The sequence below is a fragment of the uncultured Sunxiuqinia sp. genome (genome assembly GCF_963974515.1).
In the GTDB taxonomy this organism is placed as follows: domain Bacteria; phylum Bacteroidota; class Bacteroidia; order Bacteroidales; family Prolixibacteraceae; genus Sunxiuqinia.
On sequence record NZ_CAXBDD010000060.1, the window covers coordinates 1 to 24,259 of the forward strand.

The window sequence follows — 24,259 nt, forward strand, 5'->3', positions numbered from 1 at the left end:
TTAGGATAAGGCAGATCGCGTAGCGGAGCATCGGGATTACTTTCGAGTTCATTCAACTTCAAATCGGCCAGAAATACTTTGGGTGCTGAAACTGGCTGATTCAAATCCGTTAATCGGCGGATAAAATCGACCACCGCAAGCTTACTGGCCACTCTTGTCGTAATCGGAATCAATTGCTGGTACAGATGAATTTCGTCGACGGTTTTGGGAATATAATCGTGAGCCATTATTTCCAGCACTTTCCCATCGTCGGTAACCACGTAGAGGTTTCGCAGCGCCTTCAACGGGATGCTTTCAAAACACCGGTAAATGGAAAGATACACAGATCGCTTGGGTTCTCCGTCGTCATAAGGTTTCATTTTCAGATTGATGTAGTCCTGATGCAACTGAGTTTGATCTGGATCAAACTCAAAGAATACAGCCTGCCCATGAATCTGCTTTCTGGTGCCTACCGAAAGGTAATTCCCAAACTCAAGCGGCTTCAAATGAGAAACAATAATGGATTCGGGGGTGGCAACCAGATAAAAATACTTTTTCATCTCATCAGTTTTTTAAATTTTTAATGCTAAAAAGAACAAGGAGCCGGACACCTATCGCATTTGACTCGGCAATTCACTCACCAGAAAGCCACGCAAAATACAAATATCAGGACAATCAAAATCACCCTTTCACGTTACTTTCGTAATCCCGTTTTATTAACTATTTTCGCCATAATTTTTATACGAGATTTTATTATGTGGGTTTGGCTCTCCGGAATTATACTAAGAAACAGGCGGTTATTGCTTTCAATTTTGGGACTGGTAACCATTTTTATGGCCTATCAGGCAACCAAAGTTGAAATGTCGTATGAATCGGCACAGCTCCTGCCAAAAAAAGACAGTGCATACGTTGATTACCTGCAATTCCGGGAGCTTTTTGGAGAAGAAGGAAACCTGATTGTGGTGGGCGTGCAGGACGAGGATTTTTTCAAACTGGACCACTTCGAAGACTGGCATCGCTTGGTTGAAAACCTGGATCAGATTGACGGCGTTGAAAATCTGCTTTCGGTATCGAATGCGTATAATCTGAAAAAGAACCAGGAAGAACGACAATTCGAAATTGAGGAGATTTTTCCGGATGAAATCGATTCACAACAACAACTCGACAGCCTGGCCTCGGTTTTTCACAGCTTGCCTTTTTACCGGGAATTGTTGTATAACCAGGAGTCGAACTTCTACTTGCTGGCCATTACGGTCAACAAAGACAAAATGAAATCGAAAGAGCGAGAAAATCTCGTGTTAGCCATCAAAAAAACCTGCGAATCCTTTTCCGAAGAAACCGGCTTAGATCTTCATTATTCGGGGCTTCCCTACATCCGGGTCATCAATTCAATCAAAATAAAAAAGGAAATTTACTTGTTCAGTGGACTGGCTTTGTTGCTCTGCATTGTGACCTTGTTCTTTTTCTTCCGTTCGTTCAAAGCGGTTCTTTTTCCTATTCTGATTGTCATTACCGGCGTAACCTGGGCTTTGGGAACCATGACCCTGTTTGGTTTTAAAATCACCTTACTCACGGGCATGATCCCTTCGTTGCTGATTGTAATTGGCATTCCCAACAGCATCTACATGCTGAATAAATATCATCATGAATTTCGCAGCCATGGCAACAATATCAAAGCCCTGCAACGGGTGATCATCAAAATTGGAAATGCCACTTTTCTGACCAACCTGACCACTGCATCGGGTTTCGCCACCTTTGTGATTACCAATAGCGAAGTACTCCGACAATTTGGAGTCGTCGCCGCCTTAAATATTCTGACACTTTTCGTCCTTTCCCTCTTGTTGATTCCGATCTTGTTCAGCTTTTCCAAACCACCCGGTCGGCGACACATGAAACATCTGGAAAGCCGCGTTTTTAAATCCATCGTGCGCCGTTTGGAAAACATTACGCAAAACCATCGCAAATTGGTTTATCTATCCACTATTGGGGTTTTGCTGTTGGGGTTTTATGGCATTTCACTCATCAAAAGTTCTGGTTATATGGTGGATGATATTCCTGAAAGTGATGTCATTTACAAAGACCTGAAATATTTTGAAGAACAGATTGACGGGCTGATGCCACTGGAAATCATTATCGATACAAAACGCCGGAATGGTGTCATGAGCCTGAGTAACTTTCAGCGAATTGAACGACTGGAGAAACGACTGGAGGACTACGATGAACTGTCGTCTTCCATGTCGCTGCTTAATATCCTGAAGTTCTCGAAACAAGCATTTTACAATGGTAACGAGCGTTATTACAGCCTGCCAAACAACCAGGAAAAAAACTTCATCCTCGCCTATGCAACTAAGAGCGAAGAAGATGAAGCTACCGGAGTGAGCGCCTTGCACTCGTTTCTTGATAGTTCCAAGCAGGTTACCCGAATCAGCATTCGCATGCACGACGTGGGAACCAAACGGATGGAAGAACTGTACACCGATTTTAAACAGGAGGTTGACTCGGTTTTTCCACCCGACAAATTTGACGTGACCGTCACAGGCTCCAGTATCACCTTTTTTAGAGGAACGCAATACCTGGTCAAAAACCTGTTCAGTAGCTTAACGCTCGCCATTGTGCTGATTGCCGCATTCATGGCTATCATGTTTTACTCCTGGCGCATGGTACTCATGTCACTCATTCCCAACATCATTCCGCTAATTTTCACCGCGGCCATTATGGGTTTTACCGGAATCCCAATCAAAGCGTCCACCATTTTGGTATTCAGCATTGCCTTTGGGATTTCTGTTGACAACACCATTCATTTTCTGGCCAAGTACCGGCAGGAATTGACGACCACAGGCTGGAACATTCAGCAATCAGTTAAACTGGCCCTTCGCGAAACCGGTGTCAGTATGATGTACACCTTCGTTGTGCTTTTCTTTGGATTTGGTGTCTACAGCGTTTCTCAGTTTGGCGGAACGGCTGCTTTAGGCGTATTGGTTTCTTTAACTTTGTTTGTCGCCATCACGTCAAACCTGATTCTGCTTCCCGCACTTCTGGCCGGGCTTGAAAAATATACCACCACCAAATCATTCCACGAACCCTTACTTCAAATATACGACGAGGAGGAAGATATTGAGCTGGATGACCTTGAAATTGAAGGAACACACAACGAAGAAAAAGACGCATGAAACCAATGTTTACCATTGAAGACCTGCAGCAGCTGGTGGTTGACCGGCTCATCCAGGAAGCCCGGAGAATTGGACAAACCCAACCGGTAAATTTGTATCAGCCCATTGAATACACCCTCAACATGGGGGGCAAACGACTGCGTCCGGCGATGCTTCTAATGGCCTGCGACCTTTTTGGCGGAGACGTTGACCAGGCGTTGAATGCGGCCGTTGCTGTTGAGGTTTTCCATAACTTCACCCTGCTACATGATGACATTATGGATCTTGCCGATATCCGGAGAAACCAGCCTGCGGTTCATAAAAAGTACAATGAAAACGTTGCCATCCTGTCGGGCGATGCCATGTCGATTATGGCCTATCAGTACCTGCTCAAAACAGAAAGCCCCGCCATTCAAAAAATCACTCAGCTGTTCTCAAAAACGGCTATGGAGGTATGTGAAGGCCAACAATACGATATGGATTTTGAGAATCAAACCAGCGTAAGCATCAACGACTATCTGGAAATGATCCGGCTGAAAACGGCTGTTCTGATTGCCGGAAGCTTCAAAATGGGTGCTCAACTTGCTATGGCCCCGGATGCTGATGCTGACCGGATTTACGGCTTCGGAATCAGCCTCGGACTAGCCTTTCAGCTACAGGACGACTTGCTGGATGTTTTTGCAGAACAGGTTAAATTTGGAAAGAAAACCGGAGGCGATATCCTTGCCAACAAAAAAACCTTTTTACTACTGAAAGCCTTGGAATTGGCCAATCCCGAACAAAAAGTCCAACTGAACCATTGGTTAAACAGAAAAGACTTCAACCCACAAGAAAAAATAGCAGCCGTCAAAAAAATATACACTGAATTGAACTTGCAGGAAATCAGCCGTCAAAAATCGGACGAATATTACCAATCTGCGCTGAAAGAATTGCAAGCAGTTGAGGCAGAAATAAATCGGAAGGAGCCCCTGATTTTATTGGCCAAAACCATCATGAAACGTGAACATTAAACCGGCAAAAGCGTTTGCTATTGGTGTTAAAACAACAGTCAATATAAAACCTATAAAATTTGTGCAATTAAGCTGGTTTTTGTAATTTCCGGCTCCACAGAAGTAAACTTTTTATCATGAGTCAAAATATCGGTAAAGTCGTACAGGTCATCGGGCCTGTAGTTGATATCAGCTTCGATCAGGAAGGTAGTGAACTGCCCAACATCTACGATGCATTGGAGATTGTTCGGGAAGGCAAAACCAACCTGGTTGTCGAGTGCCAGCAGCATGTTGGTGAAAACACCGTCCGGGCCATTTCGATGGACTCCACCGACGGATTAAGACGTGGTATGGATGTCATTGCCACAGGTGCGCAAATCAAGATGCCAAACGGGCAGATTGCCCTCGGACGCCTGCTGAATGTAACAGGCGATGCCGTAGATGGCATGGAAAGCTTACCAAAAGATGGATTGACCATCCATAACCAACCCCCGAAATATGAGGATCTGACAACTGAAAGCGAAATCCTTTTCACCGGAATTAAAGTCATCGACCTGATTGAACCTTACGCAAAAGGAGGTAAAATTGGCTTATTTGGGGGTGCCGGTGTTGGTAAAACCGTTTTGATTCAGGAATTGATTAACAACATAGCCCTGGCGCACAGCGGACTTTCGGTTTTTGCCGGTGTTGGAGAACGGACCCGTGAAGGAAACGATTTGCTGCGCGAGATGATTGAAGCCAAAATCGTTGACTATGGCGATGAATTCCGCAAGTCGATGGAAGAAGGCGGATGGGACCTTTCGAAGGTTGATCCGGTTGCGCTGAAGAAATCAAAACTGGCGCTGGTATTCGGACAGATGAACGAACCTCCCGGCGCCCGTGCCCGCGTGGCACTTTCGGGATTGACCATTGCCGAAAGCTTACGTGATGGGGATGGCTCCGACAGCCCCGGCGGTCGTGACATTCTTTTCTTTGTCGACAACGTATTTCGCTTTACCCAGGCAGGTTCAGAGGTTTCGGCCTTGCTTGGAAGGATGCCATCAGCCGTGGGCTACCAGCCTACGTTGGCCACCGAAATGGGTGAAATGCAGGAACGAATCACCTCAACGAAAAACGGATCAATCACTTCGGTGCAAGCCGTTTATGTACCTGCCGACGACTTGACAGACCCGGCGCCGGCAACAACCTTTGCCCACCTGGATGCCACCACCGTTTTGAGCCGTAAAATCTCTGAACTTGGAATTTACCCGGCTGTTGATCCGCTGGATTCATCTTCACGAATTCTGACTGCTGACATTGTGGGTGACGAACATTACAACTGCGCACAGCAAGTAAAAGAAATTCTGCAACGCTATAAGGAATTGCAGGACATCATCGCTATTCTTGGGATGGATGAACTATCGGAAGAAGACAAACTGATCGTTCACCGCGCCCGACGGGTTCAGCGTTTCTTGTCGCAACCATTCTTTGTGGCCGAGCAATTTACCGGACTGCAAGGAAAACTGGTCTCCATTGAAGATACCATCAAAGGCTTCAACATGATTCTGAATGGCGAAGTGGATCAATATCCGGAATCGGCCTTCAACTTGGTTGGAACAATTGAAGAAGCCATAAAAAAAGGTGAGAAAATGCTGGCCGAAGCCGAAGCTTAAAAAAATAGGACTATGTTTCTTGAAATTATAACTCCATCAAAAAAAGTGTTTGCCGGTGAGGTTACTTTGGTACAACTTCCAGGAACCAAAGGTTCATTTGCCGTTCTTGAAAACCACGCACCTCTCATTTCAACGCTGGAAGCAGGCAAAATCAAAGTGGTTGAGAAAGGTGACCAGGTAAGCTTTTTTGACATTGATGGCGGAGTAGTTGAAGTAAAGCACAACAAGATTATTGTGCTGACCGAATCCGCATAAAAAAATAATCATCAGCAATTGAAATACCCTGAAAGATCAATATCTTTCAGGGTATTATTTTACCATTGAACACCAAGATATTAATCATACGGTTTAGCTCCATCGGCGATATAGTATTAACCAGCCCGGTGATTCGTTGCTTAAAAAAGCAACTAAACCGACCTGAAATCCATTTTCTAACCAAAGAAAAACACGCTGATCTGCTTCGCGCGAATCCTTACATCGATCATATTCATGTACTGAATTCGAACCTAACCGAGCTCGTACAGCAACTTCAAAAAGAAGAATTCGACTACATTGTGGATTTGCACCACAATCTAAGAAGCCAGTTCATCAAACGAAATCTCCGCAAAAAATCGTTCACGCTGAAAAAACTGAATATCAAAAAATGGCTGTTGGTCTCCTTCAAAATCAACATCCTCCCCAAAATTCACATTGTTGACCGCATGATGCATGCCGTGGCTCCACTGGGCATTACAAACGATGGATGTGGGCTGGACTATTTCATTCCGAAAGGAGAAAATTTCAACCCGGAAACCCTACCGGAGGAATTCAGAAAAGGCTATGTTGCGGTGGTGCTATCGGGCACCTACTACACCAAGAGACTTCCAGCTGAAAAACATGTGGAATTTCTTAGCCAGGTGCATGTCCCCTGCATTTTAATTGGTGGAAAAAGTGAAGTCGCGCTGGCCTGGCAAATTGAACAACAAGCTGAAGGAAAAATCCTGAGTCTGTGTCATCAACTCACGATCAACCAATCGGCCTCGGTAGTCAAAAATGCTCGGCTGGTAGTTTCAAACGACACGGGACTGATGCACGTGGCGGCGGCTTTCAACAAGAAAATCCTGTCGGTTTGGGGAAGCACAACACCCGATCTGGGTATGACGCCCTATTTACCCCATGCAGCATCGCATGTGCAAAAAGTTGACGGATTAAGCTGCCAGCCTTGCTCAAAGATCGGACGACAGTATTGTCCAAAAAAACATTTCCGCTGCATGCTCGAACAAGATACGGCGGAAATGGCCAAATGGGTTGAAAATAATTTTTAGGCGAAGGCTTCTTTCATTCGAATTAACGCCTGCTCCAGCGTGGCTTTCGGACAGCCAATATTGATCCGCATATAGCTGCTTCCCTGCTTGCCAAACTGCACACCGCGATTGAGCCCAACGCCAGCCTGAATCAGCTTGTCATTTAACTCTTGATCACTCAATTGAAAGGCCGAAAAATCGAGCCAGATCAAGTAGGTGGCTTCGGGTTTCATTGGCACCACCTGCGGCAGGTTTTCCTTCAGAAAAAACTCCAAAAACCGGTAGTTCTCCTGCAAATAATCCACCATCTGATCAACCCAGTCTGCCCCTTCGCGATAAGCGGTCTCCAATGCCAGCGAACCAAAGATATTGCCCATGTGCAAGTGCGGAACCTTCAAGGTTCGCTCGTAACGCACAAACAACTTCTTATTCGGAATGACAACAAACGAAGTGGTTAAGCCGGCAATATTGAAAGTTTTACTTCCTGCCATGCAAACCACGCAGTTGTTGGCAATTTCATCAGACAGAGTGGGCAGTGGAATGTGTCGATGTCCCTCAAAAACCAGATCCGCGTGAATCTCATCGGACACAATCAGTACTTTATTTTCGAGGCAAACAGTCGCTAAAGCTTCCAGTTCCGCCTTGGTCCAAACCATTCCTCCGGGATTTTGAGGATTACACAGCAGCAGCATTTTAGTTTTGGCCGAGATTTTGCTTTTCAGATCTTCCAGGTCAAACGTATAACGACCGTTTTCAAGCTTCAACGGATTTTCAATCATTTTGCGGCTCATGCCTTTCACCGAATCAAAAAACGGAAAGTAAACAGGGGGTTGTACAATCACTTCATCTCCCGGCTTCGAATAGGTATCAATCGCTAAAGTCAGTCCGGCTACCACTCCCGGACTAAACGAAATCCACTCTTTCTCAACCTTCCATCCGTGTCGCAGATCCAGCCAGTTGATGATGGCATCAGCGTACGAGTCACCACGAAAGGTGTACCCCAACACTTCATGCTCCAGGCGTTGCTTCAAAGCCTGTACGATAAAATCAGGTGTTTTAAAATCCATATCGGCCACCCACAAGGGTAACACCTCTCCGTTACCGAAAAATTGCTCGCGGGCATCGTATTTAATACTGTTGGTATTGGTTCGATCAACCAATTCATCAAAATTGTAGTTTTTCATGTTCTGTTAATTCCAATTCGTGATTATCTGCTTCCAGCGCTTATCCAGTTGAAGAAGTAGTTCATGATATTTCATGAATTATACTTCGTATGTAGTAAGATAAAAGCAGGCTTAAAGTTCAATTTTTTTGAGAAAATACAAATCCTTTTCACGCTCAACTTTCAATACGAAGTTGAAGCGATTGAGATCGAGACAAAGGTCGAAATCAACTGACGGTGCCCAAGCCTGCCTTTCGGGAACAAAAAACCGGGCTCCGGCCCCATATCTCAGCTTTTCAACCATTGCCGAAAAGTCAACTGGCTGATCTTCCAATTTCGCTTTCAGGTATTCGGCCAAGAAAGTATCCTCGTCGCTTGGGTATTGGCAGGCATAACCCATACAAACCAGCGATAGTTTCACCGGGTTCCGCAGCTTCACATAGTCGATAATGGCACCGGCATTCACGAAGCTCCCGGTAATGATTTCATCGGCGCTTGTGGCATTAACAATTCCTTGGGTACCACTGCTGGTGGTATGAACCATTGTTTTTCCCTTCAATGCCCCAGTCAGTAATTGCGACGGAGAATTGCCGAAGTCAAAACCTTCAGGCTTTTGCTCCAGACGCTCGCCTACCAGCAGGTATTCCGGATTCTGCAGCTTTATCTGGTAAGCCAGATCAATCAGTCCCACGGGATAAATCCGGGAGACACCTCCATCGAAGGCATAGCAAGCGACCGAGAAAGCGCGGAAGACATCAATAATCACCGTGAGCCCTTCAGCCTGTTTAGCTCCGTCCAGCAATTGAAATATTTTTATGTCCATTTATTTGAAGTAGATTTAATATGAATATTATTATTTGGCATTATTTTTGTAAATGTCGCCTGCTTTTATGGAACTCCCTTTAATTACTGGCATTCGAGACGATCTTTCATCCATCAATTTTACCTATCGATCTCGAAACATAAACTTAACCCATCATTAACGTATGTTTTGCAACACATGCTGCAAAACATGTTAGATTTGTACTGTCATTCATTATTGAACTTTTAAAAATTCAAAACTATGAAAACATTTAGAACAATTACCATGATGGTTGCTTTAACAGTTATTGCAAACATCGCCCTTGCAACGGGAAACTTGCGTGTAAACATCCTGCCTCTGACTGCAGAGCGTGCCGTAGTGGCTATTTCGAACGATGCTGAGACAAGATTTCAAATCAGTATTGAAGACGTTTATGGCAGCGTGGTTTACTTCAAGGAAATGGAAGGAAATATGGCTGATTACCGGAAAGTGTATGATTTTTCGAAACTGGAAAACGGTAATTACAAGTTGATTGTAAGTCTTGACGGCGTGAAAGGCCAGCGCGAGTTTGCCATCAACAACGGCTCAATCAGTGTAGGCAAAGAAAAAATGCTGGCAGCGCCGTTCTTCTCATACGACGAAGATATTCTGCGCATTGCGTTCCTGAACCATGCAGGTGAAAAAACAAGCTTATACATTTATTCTGATGGGGAATTGGTTTACAGCAAAGCATTGGAAAATTCTTTCTCTGTAAACGAAGGACTTAATCTTTCTAGGTTAGCTTCGGGAGAATACCAGGTGGTATTGGCTTCAGGAAATGAAGTTTACGACTATGCAGTCGCTGTCAAATAAGAAAGTCCTAAACTTTTTTCCAATGCGGTTATCCAAAAGAGACCGCATTTTTTTTGCTCCAATACTTAGTTGCAGACGCCGTGCTTCCAACTCAAGAACTCCGCAGGCCAACCAAACCCCTGAAGGCAGAGCCGTCCATCCTGAACTTGATTCAGAATCTGCCAGCGAGTTGCCGGATACTCCGATACCGGAGGCATAGCCTGTCGATAAAAAAAAGGAATCGTTAGACGAAATTCGCCCCGAATGGCTATTGATCCGATGACTTCAAGTCATCGAATCAATAGGAACCTCTCCTGCTCCGTATGCTTAGTTATCCCGAAACAAGTTCGGGATAACTGGTGCCCCCCGGGACGGCGACTGATCCCCGGAACTGCGACCAATAACTAAAAAAGGGCCTCCCCAATGTGAAACCCTTCCCGATTCAATGTAATTTTCTCTGAAATGGAAACGCCGGGCTACAAATGTTAACCCCATTCGCTTCCTTACTCTTCCAGTGCTTCAATAATTCCGTAGTAACTCACCGACTGCCGCCTGTTTGAAGTGATGCTCATGCTGCCGTATCCACTTTTGCCGGTATGAATGATTATTTTGTATGAATCACGCGTGGTATCCGCTTCTATACGCACAATATACGTTTCTTTTTTCTCATTCACTTCGACATCAAAAACCTTGACTTTCTCTTTAAATTTAATGCCGCCTTCGGTGCTACCGTAGTCTGTTTGATAAGCTCGTCCGTAAAACGGAAGCCATGCCTCAACTTCCGCGCTATCGACAACCAGGTCGTAAGTCGACGTTAAATTAATGGTGGAACCACTTAACGGCGTAACCGACCGTGCTGTAAATTTAAATTGTTTGCTTTCGATCAATTCCAGAATTTCCTTTTCGTCGCTTTCCTTTTCTTGTGCAAAAGCATGGACGAAAGGCATGAATGACATCAGGAAGATCAACGCTAATTGTTTCATAATAAAAACCTTTCTTTTTGAACCCGCCTATAAATCATCAAAATAGATGCCAGACTCAAAAACTAAAGGTACTTTAACATTTCAACAAGAAGCGAATGCCTATTTTTCGGCGTTCAAAAGAGGATTCGCATACATTTGAATGAATAACTCCTGCTGACGCTTTGCATCACCATTGCCGATGGTTCCCACCAAATCCTCCAACAGTTCATTAAACTTTTCACGAGTAGGTGGCTCAATTTTATCGGCGTGGTCATCGCGCCCGTGCAGCAAGTCGGCGGCCAGATAGTTGTTTGGCCACAGTTTGTAGTTGTAATAAATGCGCTTGTCTATATAGTTGGCCAACTGCTGAATACTTTCATTCAGCGTTTCAGCCTTGGCGAATTCTTCAAGGGGAGCATCGATGGGCTTGCCAAAAGAGAAATGCACCCGCCCCTTTGGACGTGTCAGACCAAAAGCCATGCTTTTTAAATCGTCGGCCTGGGTTTTTTCAAAACCTTCACTTTCGCGCTTGTAAATTTCTTCCACCTTGGAAATCCCACAGGGCTCACGCTCGTATGAAAGCGAGAGTGGAACAATCTGCAATTCGCGAAATCCCTCCACAAAATCTTTCTTATTACTCAAATTCAACATCTTGAGCAACGCTTGCTGCGTTTGGTCGTTACCGTCTTTGGTACGACCTTCGCGCTGGGCCAACCAAACCGACCGGTTACGTTTGGTCACAGCATCTCGAATGTAGTTTGATAATTTTTTGGAAGCCATCAGCAGCTCGCGTGCCGGCAGGTTGCGCCGGACAACAAAAGCCCGGTTAAGCTTTACCGCATGAAGAATCCAATCGTAAATCAACAGGTTGTTACCGATGGCAATTTCAGTGGTATTCATTCCTGCTGTTACAATAATATAGTTCAGGATACCCGAATCGAGAATGATATCGCGGTGGTTTGAAATAAACAAGTAACTCTTGGACTTATCCAGCTTATCCAGTCCGCTCCAACTGACGCCACTGGTTGTTTTATCAATAATCCAGTTTTTAACGAGGGGATACATAAAGTTTAGCTGCAGCTCCTCTACGCTTTGAACTTTGGACAGCATTTGCTTGGCTCCGGCCAGCTCCTTTTCATCCTTGAAAATAAACTGAAGTACTTGTTGGAAAATTTCGTCTTTCAACAACAAATTAATGTAGTGGTTTACTTCGTGGTCGTCATAAGGCCGAATATCGTCGTAGCTCATTTTCACTCCAATCCTTTAGGTTTTGCGGCAAAGATATAAAATGCAACTTAAAACTTGAATCTTAACTGAAATTTAACTTCGGTCCGCTGATTCCCTTCAATTTGGCTGTAACCACTTCCAATGCTTTCTCCATCAATAAACCAGCTTCGCGATACCTTCATTCACACATCCAGTTTTTCACATATTTTAACTTTTCCATTGAGGTAGGAACGCGGGCCTCTATCGTAGAAACCCGGGACTGAAAACTGATAAAGCAAATCGTTTTCGTCAGCATACACCCAGGCATCGTGATCATCTGTATGGAAACAGGCCAGTCGCAACCACCAACTGGCGGTGTTTCATGATGACTGATAGCCGATATCCTGAAAAACCATCCACCCGACTGAGCCTTGCTCGTACCCGTACCAAGTGAACTCAAGCCTGCTTTTTAGAAGCAACCGGTCCCTCAATGCACCGTCCATTTGCAGCCTTAACTTCTGCCGGGCTTGATCCCGGATGATCTTCGTAAACTCCCCATTCGCCCTGACAGGCTTACATTCGTAGAAATAACGACTGAAAACATCCCAGCGTTCAGAAAGCTTGTCAGAGGCCTGAATCAAATATCACTCCCTTCTCTATAGTGAAACTGTGGTGTACTTCATCCAACGATGCTCAAAGAAATCGGCATACATTTGCAAACCCACCTTTGCAGCCGGCCGGATGGTGGCGCCAACCTATATACCTTGTTCGTCATTCACCTGGCTGCCTTCTGTATAAGCACCGTCAAGAGGCGCGTTGTATTTTTTGCTGATGCTCCGATAAATAACCGATAACTCAACCTGATCAGCCGGACTGGCCTGAATCCCTTGCAAACTTGCCAATCCATTTGTACTTGCCCAGGCCTGCCTCTCCTAAAAAATAGTAGTGATTATTCCCCCACTGACAGTCCAGTCCCAGATTGCCGATCTGCTTTCCATCAAATAAAACCAAATTGTAGTTGCCCGCCTGACGTTTCAGGGGCAAATCATAGTGTGAATGAACTCCTGAGAACCATAGAGAAACACGTCCGGCAGCATAGCTTAGCTTCGTTCCGGCGGTCATGGCGGCCGCCGAGTTCTTTTCTTCAATCTCACTTGCCGTTCGGTGCAAGCCCGATGACTGGAACGAAACCAAAAAACAGCGACTCCAACAATACTGTAGCCATTGGCATCAAATGTCTTATGCCAAAAAAAGGAGTTCCACTCAAACTTTCCAAAAGACAGGCTTCCCGCAACGCCTCGGAAAGAATTATTGTCATCGGTTGACGGATAGCTCCGAATTCCTTGACTGACCTTAGCCACGTTGCCCACCTCGGCCGGCTTGGAGAACGCAAAACCTTGCCAGCCCGTTAATCCTTGACCAAAGCGAAACAGGTAGTCGCCAAAAGAGAGCCGGTGTTTACCTTGACTTAGTCCAGGATTCACAAAGGCCCTGTAACAATCAAATCCGCTGGGTTTAGAACCTGCGAAAAACGATTCACCGGCATCCTTTCCGGGTATTATGCCTGCATTCACCTGCGATGATGAATAGCGGCAACGCAAATACTGTCTTTTCGGCGATCCTTCATGCTTTGCGGGCTCCTGAAACCCTTTTGGGTTTTCAAGCAGCCGGATGGAACGCATCAAAACTTCCTGCCGTGGCCTAAAAGCCTGTGGTCTCGCATCCATTTCGCCGAAGCACACAGAAGTCTGCAAAAGTTGAATCAGCTTTGGATCAAATCCCTCGATGCTGTTTAACTCAAAGGGCAAATAATTCTGTCCGCACTGCTGCCGGTATGTCAGCAAATGATCAATCTGCAGACCAGATAACAAATAGAGCCGTTCAAAATCTTCGCGCGAAGCCTGATTAGTATTCAGTGGACGATCCCGCACTAACTGCAATTCATTCATCACCGGTTCGACATCGGCATTCTCGTCTTTGGCCAGCAGTGTTTCCACCGAGTCTCCAGTTCAGCTTGAAAGCCGAAATCTGTGGTTTGCCCCATAACCATGGGAGGGAGCGCAACGCACAGCAAAAGGAGCAGGATTCGTTTCATGGCAATTGATAATATATGAAGATTGTAGCGCTGCAAGCATCCGCCCCCACAACTTTTTGGCTATCCCAAACGACAGCCTCGCTTCACCCAAAAGCGCCTGCCCGAATTGTGAAAATGAAAAGTCCAAATTGATACTGCCCACAGGAAGGACAAGTAAAGCCGACGCTGTACTCAACGCTCAACAGAAACCAGTTTTCATACAATACACCAAAAGCCAGCCGGATTGGAAAACACGGAAAGAGGCTATTGCAGACTTACACTGGCATCGCCAACTGATCGAAAATGGGCCGGGACACGAAAAAACTTCCTGCCCCTCCACCGTTCCAAAGATCAATGAGAAGAATAGCAAAAGCGCAACTTCTAATCATAACAAAAGAATGCAAGTCGTACACCCTTAAGCAACAAAAAACGTCAAGTTACAGAATCTCATGTGCCCAAAAACTAATTTGTCTTGAATTTGTACTTAATTTTCGACAAATCCTCGTTGGCCTTGACAATCTTATTCTTTAGCGCTTCTTTAAAAGTCACCAACTTTGCCTTCAAGGTGTCGTCTCCTAAAGCCATCATCTGAACGGCAAGGATTCCGGCATTTTGCGCGCCATTAATTCCCACGGTGGCTACCGGAATTCCGGGAGGCATTTGCACAATAGCAAGCAGCGAGTCCCATCCATCCAAACTGGCTTTAATGGGTACGCCAATCACCGGCAAGGTAGTCATGGCTGCAATTACTCCAGGCAGGTGGGCAGCCATCCCGGCCCCGGCAATAATCACTTCAATTCCACGATCTTTAGCTCCTTTAGCAAATTTCTCCACTTCCTCCGGCGTGCGGTGTGCCGACAGGGCATTTATTTCGAAAGGAATCTCGAACTCATCCATAATTTTAGCAGCGCTTTCCATGACAGCCAGATCCGAGGTACTTCCCATGATGATACTTACTTTCGCTTCCATCTTTTCAATTAATTTTTGTTTCTTTGTACTTTTTAATTTCTGAGCTAAAATAATTGAAAATAAACAGATTTGAAACTCATCTTTCCAACAACAAAAAAACAACCAATGAGTAACATAAAGATCTTTGATAAAGAGTTCGAATTATTCATTCCCTACGAAAAAATCAGATCCGTCGTCGAAAAGATGGCCGATAAAATGAATGACGACCTAGCCGGTAAAAACCCTTTATTCCTTTGTATTTTAAATGGTTCATTCATGTTTGCTGCCGAAGTATTTAAACGAATCACCCTGCTCGACGCAGAGATTTCATTCGTAAAACTGGCTTCATATGCCGGCACGCAATCGTCGGGCGAAATAAAAGAACTGATTGGACTTAATGAAAGTTTGAAAGGCCGTACGGTTATAGTTCTGGAAGATATCGTGGATACTGGTATTACCATTGATAATACGATTAAACAAATTATGGCGCATAAGCCGGCTGAAGTTCAAGTGGCAACACTTCTGCTTAAACCTGACGCATTGGTTAAAGAAGTCAACCTGGACTATGTTGGCATTGAGATCCCCAATGATTTTATCGTGGGCTATGGACTGGATTATGATGGGCGTGGCCGTAATTTGATTGACATCTTTAAGGTGGTGGAATAAAAGAGTGCAAAAACCAAAACTCTATAATCAATATGCTAAATCTGATCTTATTTGGTCCTCCCGGGGCGGGGAAAGGAACCCAAGCCGAGTTCCTCATCGAAAGTTTTGGATTGATCCATCTGTCTACCGGAGACTTATTGAGACAGGAAATTGCCGCTGAAACAAAGCTTGGAATAGAAGCCAAACAATTGATGGACAAAGGAGAGCTTGTTCCGGATCATGTCGTCATCGAAATGATTAGAAACAAATTCTCAGTCACCCCCGATGGCAAAGGCTTCGTTTTTGACGGATTTCCGCGCACTGTAGCCCAGGCTAAAGCGTTGGACAAGTTAATGGAAGAGAATAAAACACCGATTAAAGCCATGCTTTGCCTGGAGGTTGAAAAACAGGAACTTATTGATCGAATCCTATTCAGGGGAAAGACTTCCGGCCGTTCGGACGATCAGGATGTTTGGATTATTGAAAAACGCATTTCGGTTTATAATCGAAAAACTGCCCCAATAAAAGACTATTATGAAGCTCAAAACAAACACTTCCCCATCGATGGAATGGGCAGTGTTGACGAAATTGCTTCCCGCTTAAAAAATACCGTTCGCTCATTATAACCCATCTCCTAAGAATATATTAAGACGAATGATTGAAGTGCATTCGTCTTTTTTTGTTTATTTTGCACATTCACAAGAATATACCATGGCTGAAAACAACTTTGTTGATTACGTTAAGATATTTTGCCGTTCAGGAAACGGAGGCCCCGGCTCAACCCACCTGCGGAGAGAAAAATTTGTCCCTAAAGGTGGGCCCGACGGAGGCGACGGGGGACGCGGAGGCCATGTGTTCGTGCGAGGAAACGCACAAATGTGGACCTTGCTTCACCTGAGATACAAGCGACATGTGTATGCCGGGCATGGTGGTTCAGGCAGCGGGCATGGTAGTTTTGGAGCCGATGGTGATGATATTACCATTGAAGTACCACTGGGAACAGTTGCCAAAGATGCCGAAACCGGCGAGTTCCTGTTTGAAATTACCAAGGATGGTGAAACACAATATTTAGCGAAAGGCGGTCGTGGCGGTTTAGGAAACACGCATTTTAAGTCGGCTACCAATCAGACCCCCCGCTATGCGCAACCGGGCGAAGAAGGCGAAGAAGGATGGAAAATTCTGGAGTTAAAGATTCTGGCCGACGTTGGCTTGGTGGGCTTTCCAAGCGCCGGAAAATCAACGCTGTTATCGGTGGTTTCGGCAGCCAAACCCAAAATTGCTGATTACCCCTTCACTACGCTGGTTCCAAACCTGGGCATTGTTTCGTACCGCGACCAGCAGTCGTTTGTCATGGCCGACATTCCGGGAATTATTGAGGGAGCACACGAGGGCAAAGGGCTGGGGCTTCGCTTCCTGAGACACATTGAGCGAAATTCGATGCTCCTGTTTATGGTTCCATCCGACAGCAAAGACCACCGGAAAGAATACAACATCCTGCTCAATGAGCTGGAAAAATACAACCCCGAGTTGTTGGATAAGGACCGGTACCTCGTCATCAGCAAAGCCGACTTTCTGGATGAGGAATTGCAGCAAGAAATCAGTGCCGAGCTGAGTGACATTCCCCATGCCTTCATTTCGTCGGTGACCAACCAGGGAATTCTACAACTGAAAGACAAAATCTGGCAAATTTTAAATCCTTCATGATTGCGTTTATCGAACCTATAAAACAACTTGACCAGTCCCTGTTTTTCTTTTTCAATGGGATGCACAGTCCCTTTTGGGATGTGGTCATGACCATATTTACCCAAACCATTACCTGGGGGATTTTTTACCTTACCCTGCTTTATTTCATTGTTCACAAATACCGGATGAAAGCAGTGATCATCATTATTATGCTTGCCTTAGCGATCCTGATCGCCGATCAGTTTTCGGTTTTTATCAAAGAAACAGTTCAGCGGCTCCGACCGACCCACGACCCGGATATCCAGCACCTGGTGCATAACGTGTACCGAAAAGGTGGGCTTTACGGTTACTTCTCATCGCATGCCACCAACACGTTTGCAGTGGCCATGTTCACCGCCAGACTTTTCAAGAACAGCCGCTACCAGGTGTTCATCTTTTTTTGGGCAGCACTGGTCAGTTATACCCGCATTTACCTTGGCGTCCACTATCCTTTCGACATACTGACCGGCGCAGTCGTCGGAATCCTGATCGGGCATTTCATTTATAAGCTGTTGCTGGTGATTGAAAATCATTTTTTAATGCTGAAAATGCCCAAACTGACAGAATCCGGACTAAGCAACCAGGAAAGTGGCGTCATTCTTCTGGTGTTCCTGCTTTTTGCATCCACCGTGTTCCTTGTTACCAGACAGCTGATGCAAGCTCAATTTCTATAACATGAAGCAAGCCCTTTTTCAAGAATACAACAAGTTTTTGAACTACGATCAGAAACGACTCGACTCGCTAAAAAAGAGAACCAGGCAATTGGCCTTTTTGCGGCTTTCGGCCTTTCTTGCCGTTATTCTGGCGCTCATCTATTTGCCCCGCGTTTCGCTCTGGCTGGCCTGGTCGGTTGCCGGAATCAGTACCTTCCTGTTTTTCTACTGGATCAAGCGTTTTCAAAAAAAAGAGAAAGAGAAAGTCCTTTTTTCGAACCTGATTGAAATCAATAAAAAAGAACTGGTCGCCTTGGATGAGCAATACAGCCAGTTTGAAAACGGCCAGGAATTTACGGATCCACATCATCATTTCACCTTCGACCTCGATATCTTTGGTCCCGGATCCATCTTCCAATTTATTAACCGAAGCGTGACCCAATTGGGGAAAAAGCGTCTGGCAAATTATCTGAGCCAGCCCGAAACCGACATTCCATCAATAAGAAAACGGCAGGAGGCCTTACTCGAACTGGAAAAATATACCCGATGGTGCCAGTTTTTTGCAGCCAAAGGGCACACCAAGGACGAGCAGGATCTTTTGTTTATGAAGAAAATTACGGAACAAGTTGAAATAAAAAGCGCCGCGTTCCTGGCTAAACTCCTGTTAGTTCTGCCACTGATCAGTTTGATATCATTTGGGCTTTGCCAGTTTCTCGATCTTCCGTGGGCGCTTTTTGTCGGATCATTGCTGGTCAACGGCTCGGTGCTTTACGCCAATAAAAAGACAATTAGTGCTTTTTATACCTTGTTTGGAAGCCAAACCAAACTACTATCCGGTTATTACGAACTGTTAATTTTGGTTGAAGAAAAAGAATTTCAGGCTCCGCTGCTGACCGAGTTAAAGAGCCACTTGTTAACCGGGCATGAGAACGCCAGCGAATCGGTTCATCAACTTCAGAAACGAATGGCCGAATTCGATTATCGCCAGAACCTGTTGGTTGGATTTGCGTTAAATGCCTTGCTCCTATGGGACCTGCGGTGCAGCCTGAGGCTCTTTAGCTGGCAAAAAAAACATGCAGAGAGCATTCATCAGTGGTTTGAAGTTCTGGCTGAATTTGATGCTTTGTCGAGCCTGGCTAACCTCAATCACAACCATCCGGAGTGGACACTTCCCAAGCTTGAAGACGGCGATTTTCATTTAACGGCCAACAACCTAAAACATCCACTGATTAAAGAAGCCAAAAATATTGGCAACGATTTCCGAATGAACGGACACGGACAAATCGCCATTATTACCGGAGCCAACATGGCTGGTAAAAGTACTTTTTTAAGAACCATCGGCGTGAACATGATCCTGGCCATGAACGGCTGCCGGGCTAACGCCAGTTGGCTGAGTTTAAAGCCCATTCAGTTGTTTACCAACATGCGTACCACCGACAACCTGCAAAACGATGAGTCGTACTTTTTTGCGGAGCTGCAACGGCTGAAGGCCATTCTGGATGAAATTAAAGCGGGCACACCGGTATTTGTGATCATCGACGAAATGCTGAAAGGAACCAACTCGGAAGACAAATTGTCGGGCTCCATCAAGGTGATTGAGCAGTTAATCGCACTGAAAACAGTAGGACTGGTAGCTACCCACGATTTAAAGCTGACCGAGCTGGCCAATCGCTATCCACAAAACATTACCAACAAGTGCTTCGAAATTGAGCTGACGGACGAAGAGCTGCTGTTTGACTACCAACTCACCGACGGAGTGACCTCCACCATGAACGCCAACTTTTTGATGCGAAAAATGGGCATCATTTCCTGAGCATGCCCTTTTACCTGCTAACGTTGGTTCCAATTTCCATAGCAGTAAAAGCTGGCCGCTGACTTTCGCTTAGAAATCCATAGAAATGAAAGATGGCGGCTAACTTTTGCTTAAACCTCACGGCAATGACAGTTGGTGGCTGATTTTGGCTAGTGGGCTTTCGATGAAACCGGCTCAATTCAAATTGAATTGTTGGTCGAATCACCCCCCATAGGAGGTTAAATTGATCGATTAAGCCCGGCGAACCGAGACAAAACGATGAAAAAAAACGGACTGATAAAACTTACCAGCCCGTTTTCAGCTCTACATCTATCTCCTTTAGAAATAGAAAATATTTCCTTTGGCTCTCCGCGTCACTTTCGACCTGCGGATTTCGACCACTGTTCGGCGATTCTCGAAATGTTGCTCTTCGGTGCATTCAATGCTGCCGTCGCAGTCGTTCACCAACTGGGTTTCGCCAAAACCGACACCTTCAATCCGATGGGATTCAACTCCTTGAGACATTAGATAATCTGCGGCCGCTTCCGACCGTTTTTGCGAAAGCTCCATATTGAACTCATGAGTTCCCCTTGAGTCGGTGTGCGATTCGAGAATAATCTGAATATCGGGATAGTCGTCGAGTACTTTGGCCAAACGATCAAGCTCACGCTTCGCTTCAGGCCGGAGACTCCATTCTCCAAAGTCGTAATATATATTTTTCAACTGGATGCGCGATCCGGCATCAAGTGAATAAAGCTGGATAAGATAATCAAATACGCCCCGATCCATGCCCATGGTATTAAATTCAACTTCAGTCCCGAAAAAGTTATACGCTGAAACATCCACCCGGTAACGTTTGTCGGTTTCCAGGTTGTAAGTAAAGGAGCCCTGTTCATCAGTGTAAACAGAATCCACTGTTATCCCGTCCGAAATGGCCAGCAATGCCTCCGGAATTGGTATATTACCCATGATATCGACCACCTGTCCTTTAAAGACGAACTCCGGATCCAGATAAACCTCCACTTCCCTATTGGCGAGCGTTTCTTTGTTGGTCAAATCCAGATCTACTGCTTTTTCCATATATTCTTCGCTTGTCGCCACGATGGTATATTTCTTATTTCCTTCGAGCTTCACTTCCAACTTTCCGTCGTCGTCGGTGCTTCCCGAAGCAGCAACTGTCCCTTCTTCATCAATGACGTTGACGCTGGCACCCGGCAGTATTTCCTTGGTCAGGCTGGAATAGGTAATCACATCAAACACGAAGTCATCTATTCTTATTAAATAAATGTCGTCATCTCCTTCCCCACCACTGCGGTTCGACGCGAGGTACCCCACCTGCTGGTTGGGATGAATGACCATTCCGAAATCATCACCTGGGGAGTTAATCTCACCATCGAAAGTTGACCGTTCGCTCGATTCGAGGATCGGAAACTCGATGTAGAACAAGTCCAGGTTTCCGGCTCCACCAAAACCATCGGAAGAAAAAACCAGGCTTCCTTCGACATTCAAAAACGGAAACATCTCTTCTCCGGCGCTGTTGACCTTCGGACCCAGGTTAACGGGGTCAGACCATTCTCCATTGGAGCGAACAGAGTAATACAAATCGGTTTGCCCATTTCCTCCCGGCATATCGCTTGCAAAAATCAAGGTATCGCCCGTTGAACTGATCGTCGGATGAGCTACCGAATATTCACTGCTGTTAAATGGAAGACGATCTTTCATTCTAAAGCTGGCACCCGCCTTCTCATAAATCACTATGCCAAGCCGGATGTTTTTCTTGACGAAAACGATATTCTCTTCCTGCGGATCTTGCCAGTTCGATTGCGTTAAAAACAACTCACCGGTGCTTGCGCAGTAGGTCAGTGGCCCTTCGTGGTATTTCGAAACCAGAGAACTCATTCTACTTCGGTCTGTCATCGCCTCTCCAAATGCATTTAAACCAACGGTATAAAGATCATAGAAAACCTTGTTTGGGTTATCCGACTTTTTCCCATCCTTCTCGCTAAACGATAAAAAAACCAGTTCATCCTCGATAATCGCGGGCCCAAAATCGCTGTATGCTGTATTGATATTCAAGGTATCGATTGACATGTTCACCGCATCGAAAAAACGCTTCTGAGCCGTGGCCCCGAGGGAGATCAGGATGAAAGTTGCTACAAGTAAAAATTTAGTTTTCATATCCTTAAGATTTTCTATCGTTAGAAATAGCGGGGTGAAGTATAACGGGATTTAACAAAGTTCAACTCGTAGGAAATCATCACCTCATGAATTCCATCGTTATAAGAGCTAATGTTTGATGTATTGAAATCAATGGCATAACCCAACCTCAGCTTTTCGTTGATGATGAATTGGGTATTGAAGCCAAAGGTCTCAGCCGTCCGATACATGGCGCCAATCCAGAAGCGGTCGGCAAACAGGAAGCTGGCATTGATGTCAGTAACAATGGGCGATCCTTTCATGTAACGGGCATTGAACGAAGGCTTGAACTTCACCACATCGCTTAGCTCGAACACGTAGCCTCCAATTAAGGTCATGTGTCGCAGCTCATAGCTGGTGTTATAGTTCTCCACCCCATTCTCAAAGTCGTTCTGCAGAACCTTCGGAATGGAAAACCCCGCATAAAACTTATCGGAATACATAAAGGCACCCACCCCAAAGTTGGGCATGAACTTCTTGTCGATCACTCCCTGAAAGGCCGGATCCGTTCCTCCTTCCGGAACATACAAACGGTAAGCATTCAGGTCATTCTCGTAATTGGTAAAACCTGCCTTCAGTCCAAAGCGTAACGACACGTCGTCCGTCACTTTCAGCCGATAGGAATAGTCGGCAAAGATTGCCAGGCGTTTCTCAATCCCAATTTCATCATTGATAACCGACAAACCCAATCCTACATTTTCGTTACGTAAAGGCGCCTGAACCGTCAGCGTATAGGTTGTTGGGGCTCCTTCAAAACCCACCCATTGGTGACGGCCAAGGGCCATAATTCCAATGCTCTGCCAGGTACCGGCATACGCCGGATTGAAAGCTTGTATGTTGAACATGTATTGACTATACATTGGATCTTGCTGTCCAAATGAAGCTGTAACTGAAGACAGTAACAACAGTAAGCTTAGCCCGTAATTTGATATTCTCTTAATCATCTTCATCTCAGTTCATTTTTACCGGTTAATGTATAGCGTTCCTTTGTGCACGTTTGAGCCATCCAGAATCAGGATAATAAAATAGGTTCCTTCAGGTAGTATTTCAGAATTCGAAGTTCCATTGACATTCGGTCTTCCGTCCCACCATGCTCCGGGATTTCCATACACCCCAATATCTCCGTAGCGGTCGCGCTTATAAACTTTGGCTCCCCAACGGTTGTAGACTTCAATTTGCGCGTTAGGATATCTGCTAATTCCACGGACGCGGAAATAATCATTAATTCCATCGCCATTGGGTGAAAATCCATTCGGAATCAAAAGATCTTCGTTTGGCGTAATGGTGATGCTAACCGTTGCCTCATCGCACTGCCCGTCTTCATCACAAATCTGGTAAGTCAGCTCATCTGATCCGTAATAGGCGATGTTTGGCTTATAAGTTATCGATCCATCAGCATTGACTGTAACTGCACCTTCGGCAGGCTGCGAGGTGATCGTCAAGCTGGTGTTATCCAGATTTTCATCACAATCCTCGTCGTTGTCCAACACATAGATTTGGACATCTTCATTTTCCTCCAAAGTAGCCTGATCATCCAAAGCAAGTGGAGCGCTGATCAACAGGACACGTTGCTCACAGGTGGCTGTGTTACCATCGTTGTCAGTCACCGTCCAGGTAACGACTGTTTCACCTACCGGATAATCTCCGCTGGCATCATCAGAATCGTTAAAGTCGTTGGTTACGGAGGCTATTCCGCAGTTGTCTGCCACAGTTGGAGCTGGAACGGTCACAAAACCGAAGCAGCTCTCATCCGACTGTACCGAAGCTTCAACATCACCGGCACATGTAATGGTTGGATCAACCGGATCAACAACAGTGATCGTCGTTTCGCAAGTCGATGAATTACCCGACGCGTCGGTGACCGTAACCGTGACGGTTTGCTCACCCACTGTTTCACAGGTAAATTCTTCGGTATCGACCGTAACTGTAATATCAGTTGCTTCTTCTGTACAACCACCTTGAATATTGGTCGCAATTAATGCCAGATCTTCAGGAGTAATCGTGTACTGGTTATTTTCATCCAGCGTAATGGAGAGGTCGTTGCAGGTGAAGACAGGTGCACTCACATCGTTCACCACAACGGTAAAGCTGCATGTGATTTCATTTCCTGTTCCATTGATGGCAGTCCAGGTCACCGTGGTTGATCCCAGGTTAAATTCAACGCCATCAAGCGAAGTATCGCCAGAACCGGCTGTTGCACCAGTCAAAGCATAA

22 protein-coding genes are annotated in these 24,259 nt (G+C 45.4%); 11 read left to right on the forward strand and 11 right to left on the reverse strand.

Annotated elements, in window-relative coordinates; translation table 11 throughout:
* The coding region (locus AAC033_RS12890; RefSeq protein WP_339738738.1) for a hypothetical protein at nt 1-539 on the reverse strand (539 nt) is incomplete at its 3' end.
* A 240-nt stretch (nt 540-779) separates the two neighbouring features.
* Here AAC033_RS12890 and AAC033_RS12895 point away from each other — a divergent pair.
* The 5 genes from AAC033_RS12895 (at nt 780) to AAC033_RS12915 (ending at nt 7,073) form a co-directional block, all read left to right on the forward strand.
* Nucleotides 780-3,149 carry an MMPL family transporter gene (locus tag AAC033_RS12895; RefSeq protein WP_339738740.1) on the forward strand — a complete coding sequence of 790 codons (2,370 nt, stop codon included), beginning with the start codon at nt 780-782 and terminating at the stop codon, nt 3,147-3,149.
* On the forward strand, nt 3,146-4,138 hold the full coding sequence (locus AAC033_RS12900) for a polyprenyl synthetase family protein (protein WP_339738742.1): 993 nt from the start codon (nt 3,146-3,148) through the stop codon (nt 4,136-4,138). The genes AAC033_RS12895 and AAC033_RS12900 overlap by 4 nt, the downstream gene beginning before the upstream one ends.
* A gap of 116 nt (nt 4,139-4,254) precedes the next feature.
* Entirely contained in the window at nt 4,255-5,769 is a 1,515-nt protein-coding gene (gene atpD / locus AAC033_RS12905) for a F0F1 ATP synthase subunit beta (protein ID WP_339738744.1), read from the forward strand.
* Nucleotides 5,770-5,781: 12 nt separating this feature from the next.
* Nucleotides 5,782-6,024: an ATP synthase F1 subunit epsilon gene (atpC, locus tag AAC033_RS12910; RefSeq protein WP_339738745.1), complete on the forward strand. Its 243-nt coding sequence runs from the start codon at nt 5,782-5,784 to the stop codon at nt 6,022-6,024.
* A 65-nt stretch (nt 6,025-6,089) separates the two neighbouring features.
* On the forward strand, nt 6,090-7,073 hold the full coding sequence (locus AAC033_RS12915; RefSeq protein WP_339738747.1) for a glycosyltransferase family 9 protein: 984 nt from the start codon (nt 6,090-6,092) through the stop codon (nt 7,071-7,073).
* On the opposite strand, the gene AAC033_RS12920 is transcribed toward AAC033_RS12915, so the two are convergent.
* Both AAC033_RS12920 and AAC033_RS12925 read right to left on the reverse strand, forming a co-directional pair.
* Nucleotides 7,070-8,236 carry a PatB family C-S lyase gene (locus AAC033_RS12920; RefSeq protein ID WP_339738749.1) on the reverse strand — a complete coding sequence of 389 codons (1,167 nt, stop codon included), beginning with the start codon at nt 8,234-8,236 and terminating at the stop codon, nt 7,070-7,072. The two genes, AAC033_RS12915 and AAC033_RS12920, sit on opposite strands and share 4 nt — an antisense overlap.
* Nucleotides 8,237-8,347: 111 nt before the next feature.
* Nucleotides 8,348-9,037 (reverse strand): 2-phosphosulfolactate phosphatase, encoded by a 690-nt coding sequence (locus tag AAC033_RS12925; RefSeq protein WP_339738751.1) that lies wholly within the window; start codon nt 9,035-9,037, stop codon nt 8,348-8,350.
* Nucleotides 9,038-9,277: 240 nt separating this feature from the next.
* Between AAC033_RS12925 and AAC033_RS12930 the strand changes: the two genes are divergently transcribed.
* Nucleotides 9,278-9,868, forward strand: a complete 591-nt coding sequence (locus tag AAC033_RS12930) for a hypothetical protein (protein WP_339738753.1) — start codon at nt 9,278-9,280, stop codon at nt 9,866-9,868.
* Between the two features lie 482 nt (nt 9,869-10,350).
* Here AAC033_RS12930 and AAC033_RS12935 read toward each other — a convergent pair whose 3' ends face one another.
* The 5 genes from AAC033_RS12935 to purE all read right to left on the reverse strand — a co-directional run bounded on the left by AAC033_RS12935 (nt 10,351) and on the right by purE (nt 15,058).
* Nucleotides 10,351-10,830: a DUF4251 domain-containing protein gene (locus AAC033_RS12935; RefSeq protein WP_339738755.1), complete on the reverse strand. Its 480-nt coding sequence runs from the start codon at nt 10,828-10,830 to the stop codon at nt 10,351-10,353.
* A gap of 99 nt (nt 10,831-10,929) precedes the next feature.
* Complete coding sequence (locus AAC033_RS12940; protein WP_339738757.1) at nt 10,930-12,057, reverse strand: glycerol acyltransferase; 1,128 nt, start codon at nt 12,055-12,057, stop codon at nt 10,930-10,932.
* 822 nt (nt 12,058-12,879) lie between these two features.
* Nucleotides 12,880-13,137 carry a hypothetical protein gene (locus AAC033_RS12945; protein ID WP_339738759.1) on the reverse strand — a complete coding sequence of 86 codons (258 nt, stop codon included), beginning with the start codon at nt 13,135-13,137 and terminating at the stop codon, nt 12,880-12,882.
* The gene (locus AAC033_RS12950) at nt 13,134-14,012 is read right to left on the reverse strand and encodes a hypothetical protein (protein WP_339738761.1); all 879 of its coding nucleotides are present in this window, start codon (nt 14,010-14,012) and stop codon (nt 13,134-13,136) included. Before AAC033_RS12950 ends, AAC033_RS12945 begins: the two co-directional genes overlap by 4 nt.
* Before the next feature lie 539 nt (nt 14,013-14,551).
* A complete protein-coding gene (gene purE / locus AAC033_RS12955) occupies nt 14,552-15,058 on the reverse strand; it encodes a 5-(carboxyamino)imidazole ribonucleotide mutase (RefSeq protein ID WP_339738763.1) in 507 nt (168 codons plus the stop codon).
* 105 nt (nt 15,059-15,163) lie between these two features.
* Between purE and AAC033_RS12960 the strand changes: the two genes are divergently transcribed.
* The 5 genes from AAC033_RS12960 to AAC033_RS12980 are packed head-to-tail and all read left to right on the forward strand — an operon-like array spanning nt 15,164 to nt 19,870.
* Complete coding sequence (locus AAC033_RS12960) at nt 15,164-15,703, forward strand: phosphoribosyltransferase family protein (RefSeq protein WP_339738765.1); 540 nt, start codon at nt 15,164-15,166, stop codon at nt 15,701-15,703.
* Nucleotides 15,704-15,735: 32 nt separating this feature from the next.
* Nucleotides 15,736-16,308, forward strand: coding sequence for an adenylate kinase (locus AAC033_RS12965; protein WP_339738768.1), 573 nt, complete (start codon nt 15,736-15,738; stop codon nt 16,306-16,308).
* Between the two features lie 28 nt (nt 16,309-16,336).
* Nucleotides 16,337-17,386 (forward strand): GTPase ObgE, encoded by a 1,050-nt coding sequence (obgE, locus tag AAC033_RS12970; protein WP_339738770.1) that lies wholly within the window; start codon nt 16,337-16,339, stop codon nt 17,384-17,386.
* A complete protein-coding gene (locus tag AAC033_RS12975) occupies nt 17,383-18,078 on the forward strand; it encodes a phosphatase PAP2 family protein (RefSeq protein WP_339738771.1) in 696 nt (231 codons plus the stop codon). Before obgE ends, AAC033_RS12975 begins: the two co-directional genes overlap by 4 nt.
* A gap of 1 nt (nt 18,079) precedes the next feature.
* Nucleotides 18,080-19,870, forward strand: coding sequence for a hypothetical protein (locus tag AAC033_RS12980; RefSeq protein WP_339738773.1), 1,791 nt, complete (start codon nt 18,080-18,082; stop codon nt 19,868-19,870).
* A 318-nt stretch (nt 19,871-20,188) separates the two neighbouring features.
* Here AAC033_RS12980 and AAC033_RS12985 read toward each other — a convergent pair whose 3' ends face one another.
* From AAC033_RS12985 to AAC033_RS12995, 3 genes are all read right to left on the reverse strand, one after another.
* On the reverse strand, nt 20,189-22,027 hold the full coding sequence (locus AAC033_RS12985; protein ID WP_339738774.1) for an OmpA family protein: 1,839 nt from the start codon (nt 22,025-22,027) through the stop codon (nt 20,189-20,191).
* 20 nt (nt 22,028-22,047) lie between these two features.
* Nucleotides 22,048-22,995 carry a type IX secretion system membrane protein PorP/SprF gene (locus AAC033_RS12990; RefSeq protein ID WP_339738776.1) on the reverse strand — a complete coding sequence of 316 codons (948 nt, stop codon included), beginning with the start codon at nt 22,993-22,995 and terminating at the stop codon, nt 22,048-22,050.
* A 12-nt stretch (nt 22,996-23,007) separates the two neighbouring features.
* Nucleotides 23,008-24,259 (reverse strand): gliding motility-associated C-terminal domain-containing protein (locus AAC033_RS12995; RefSeq protein WP_339738778.1); only part of this gene is annotated, 1,252 nt, incomplete at its 5' end.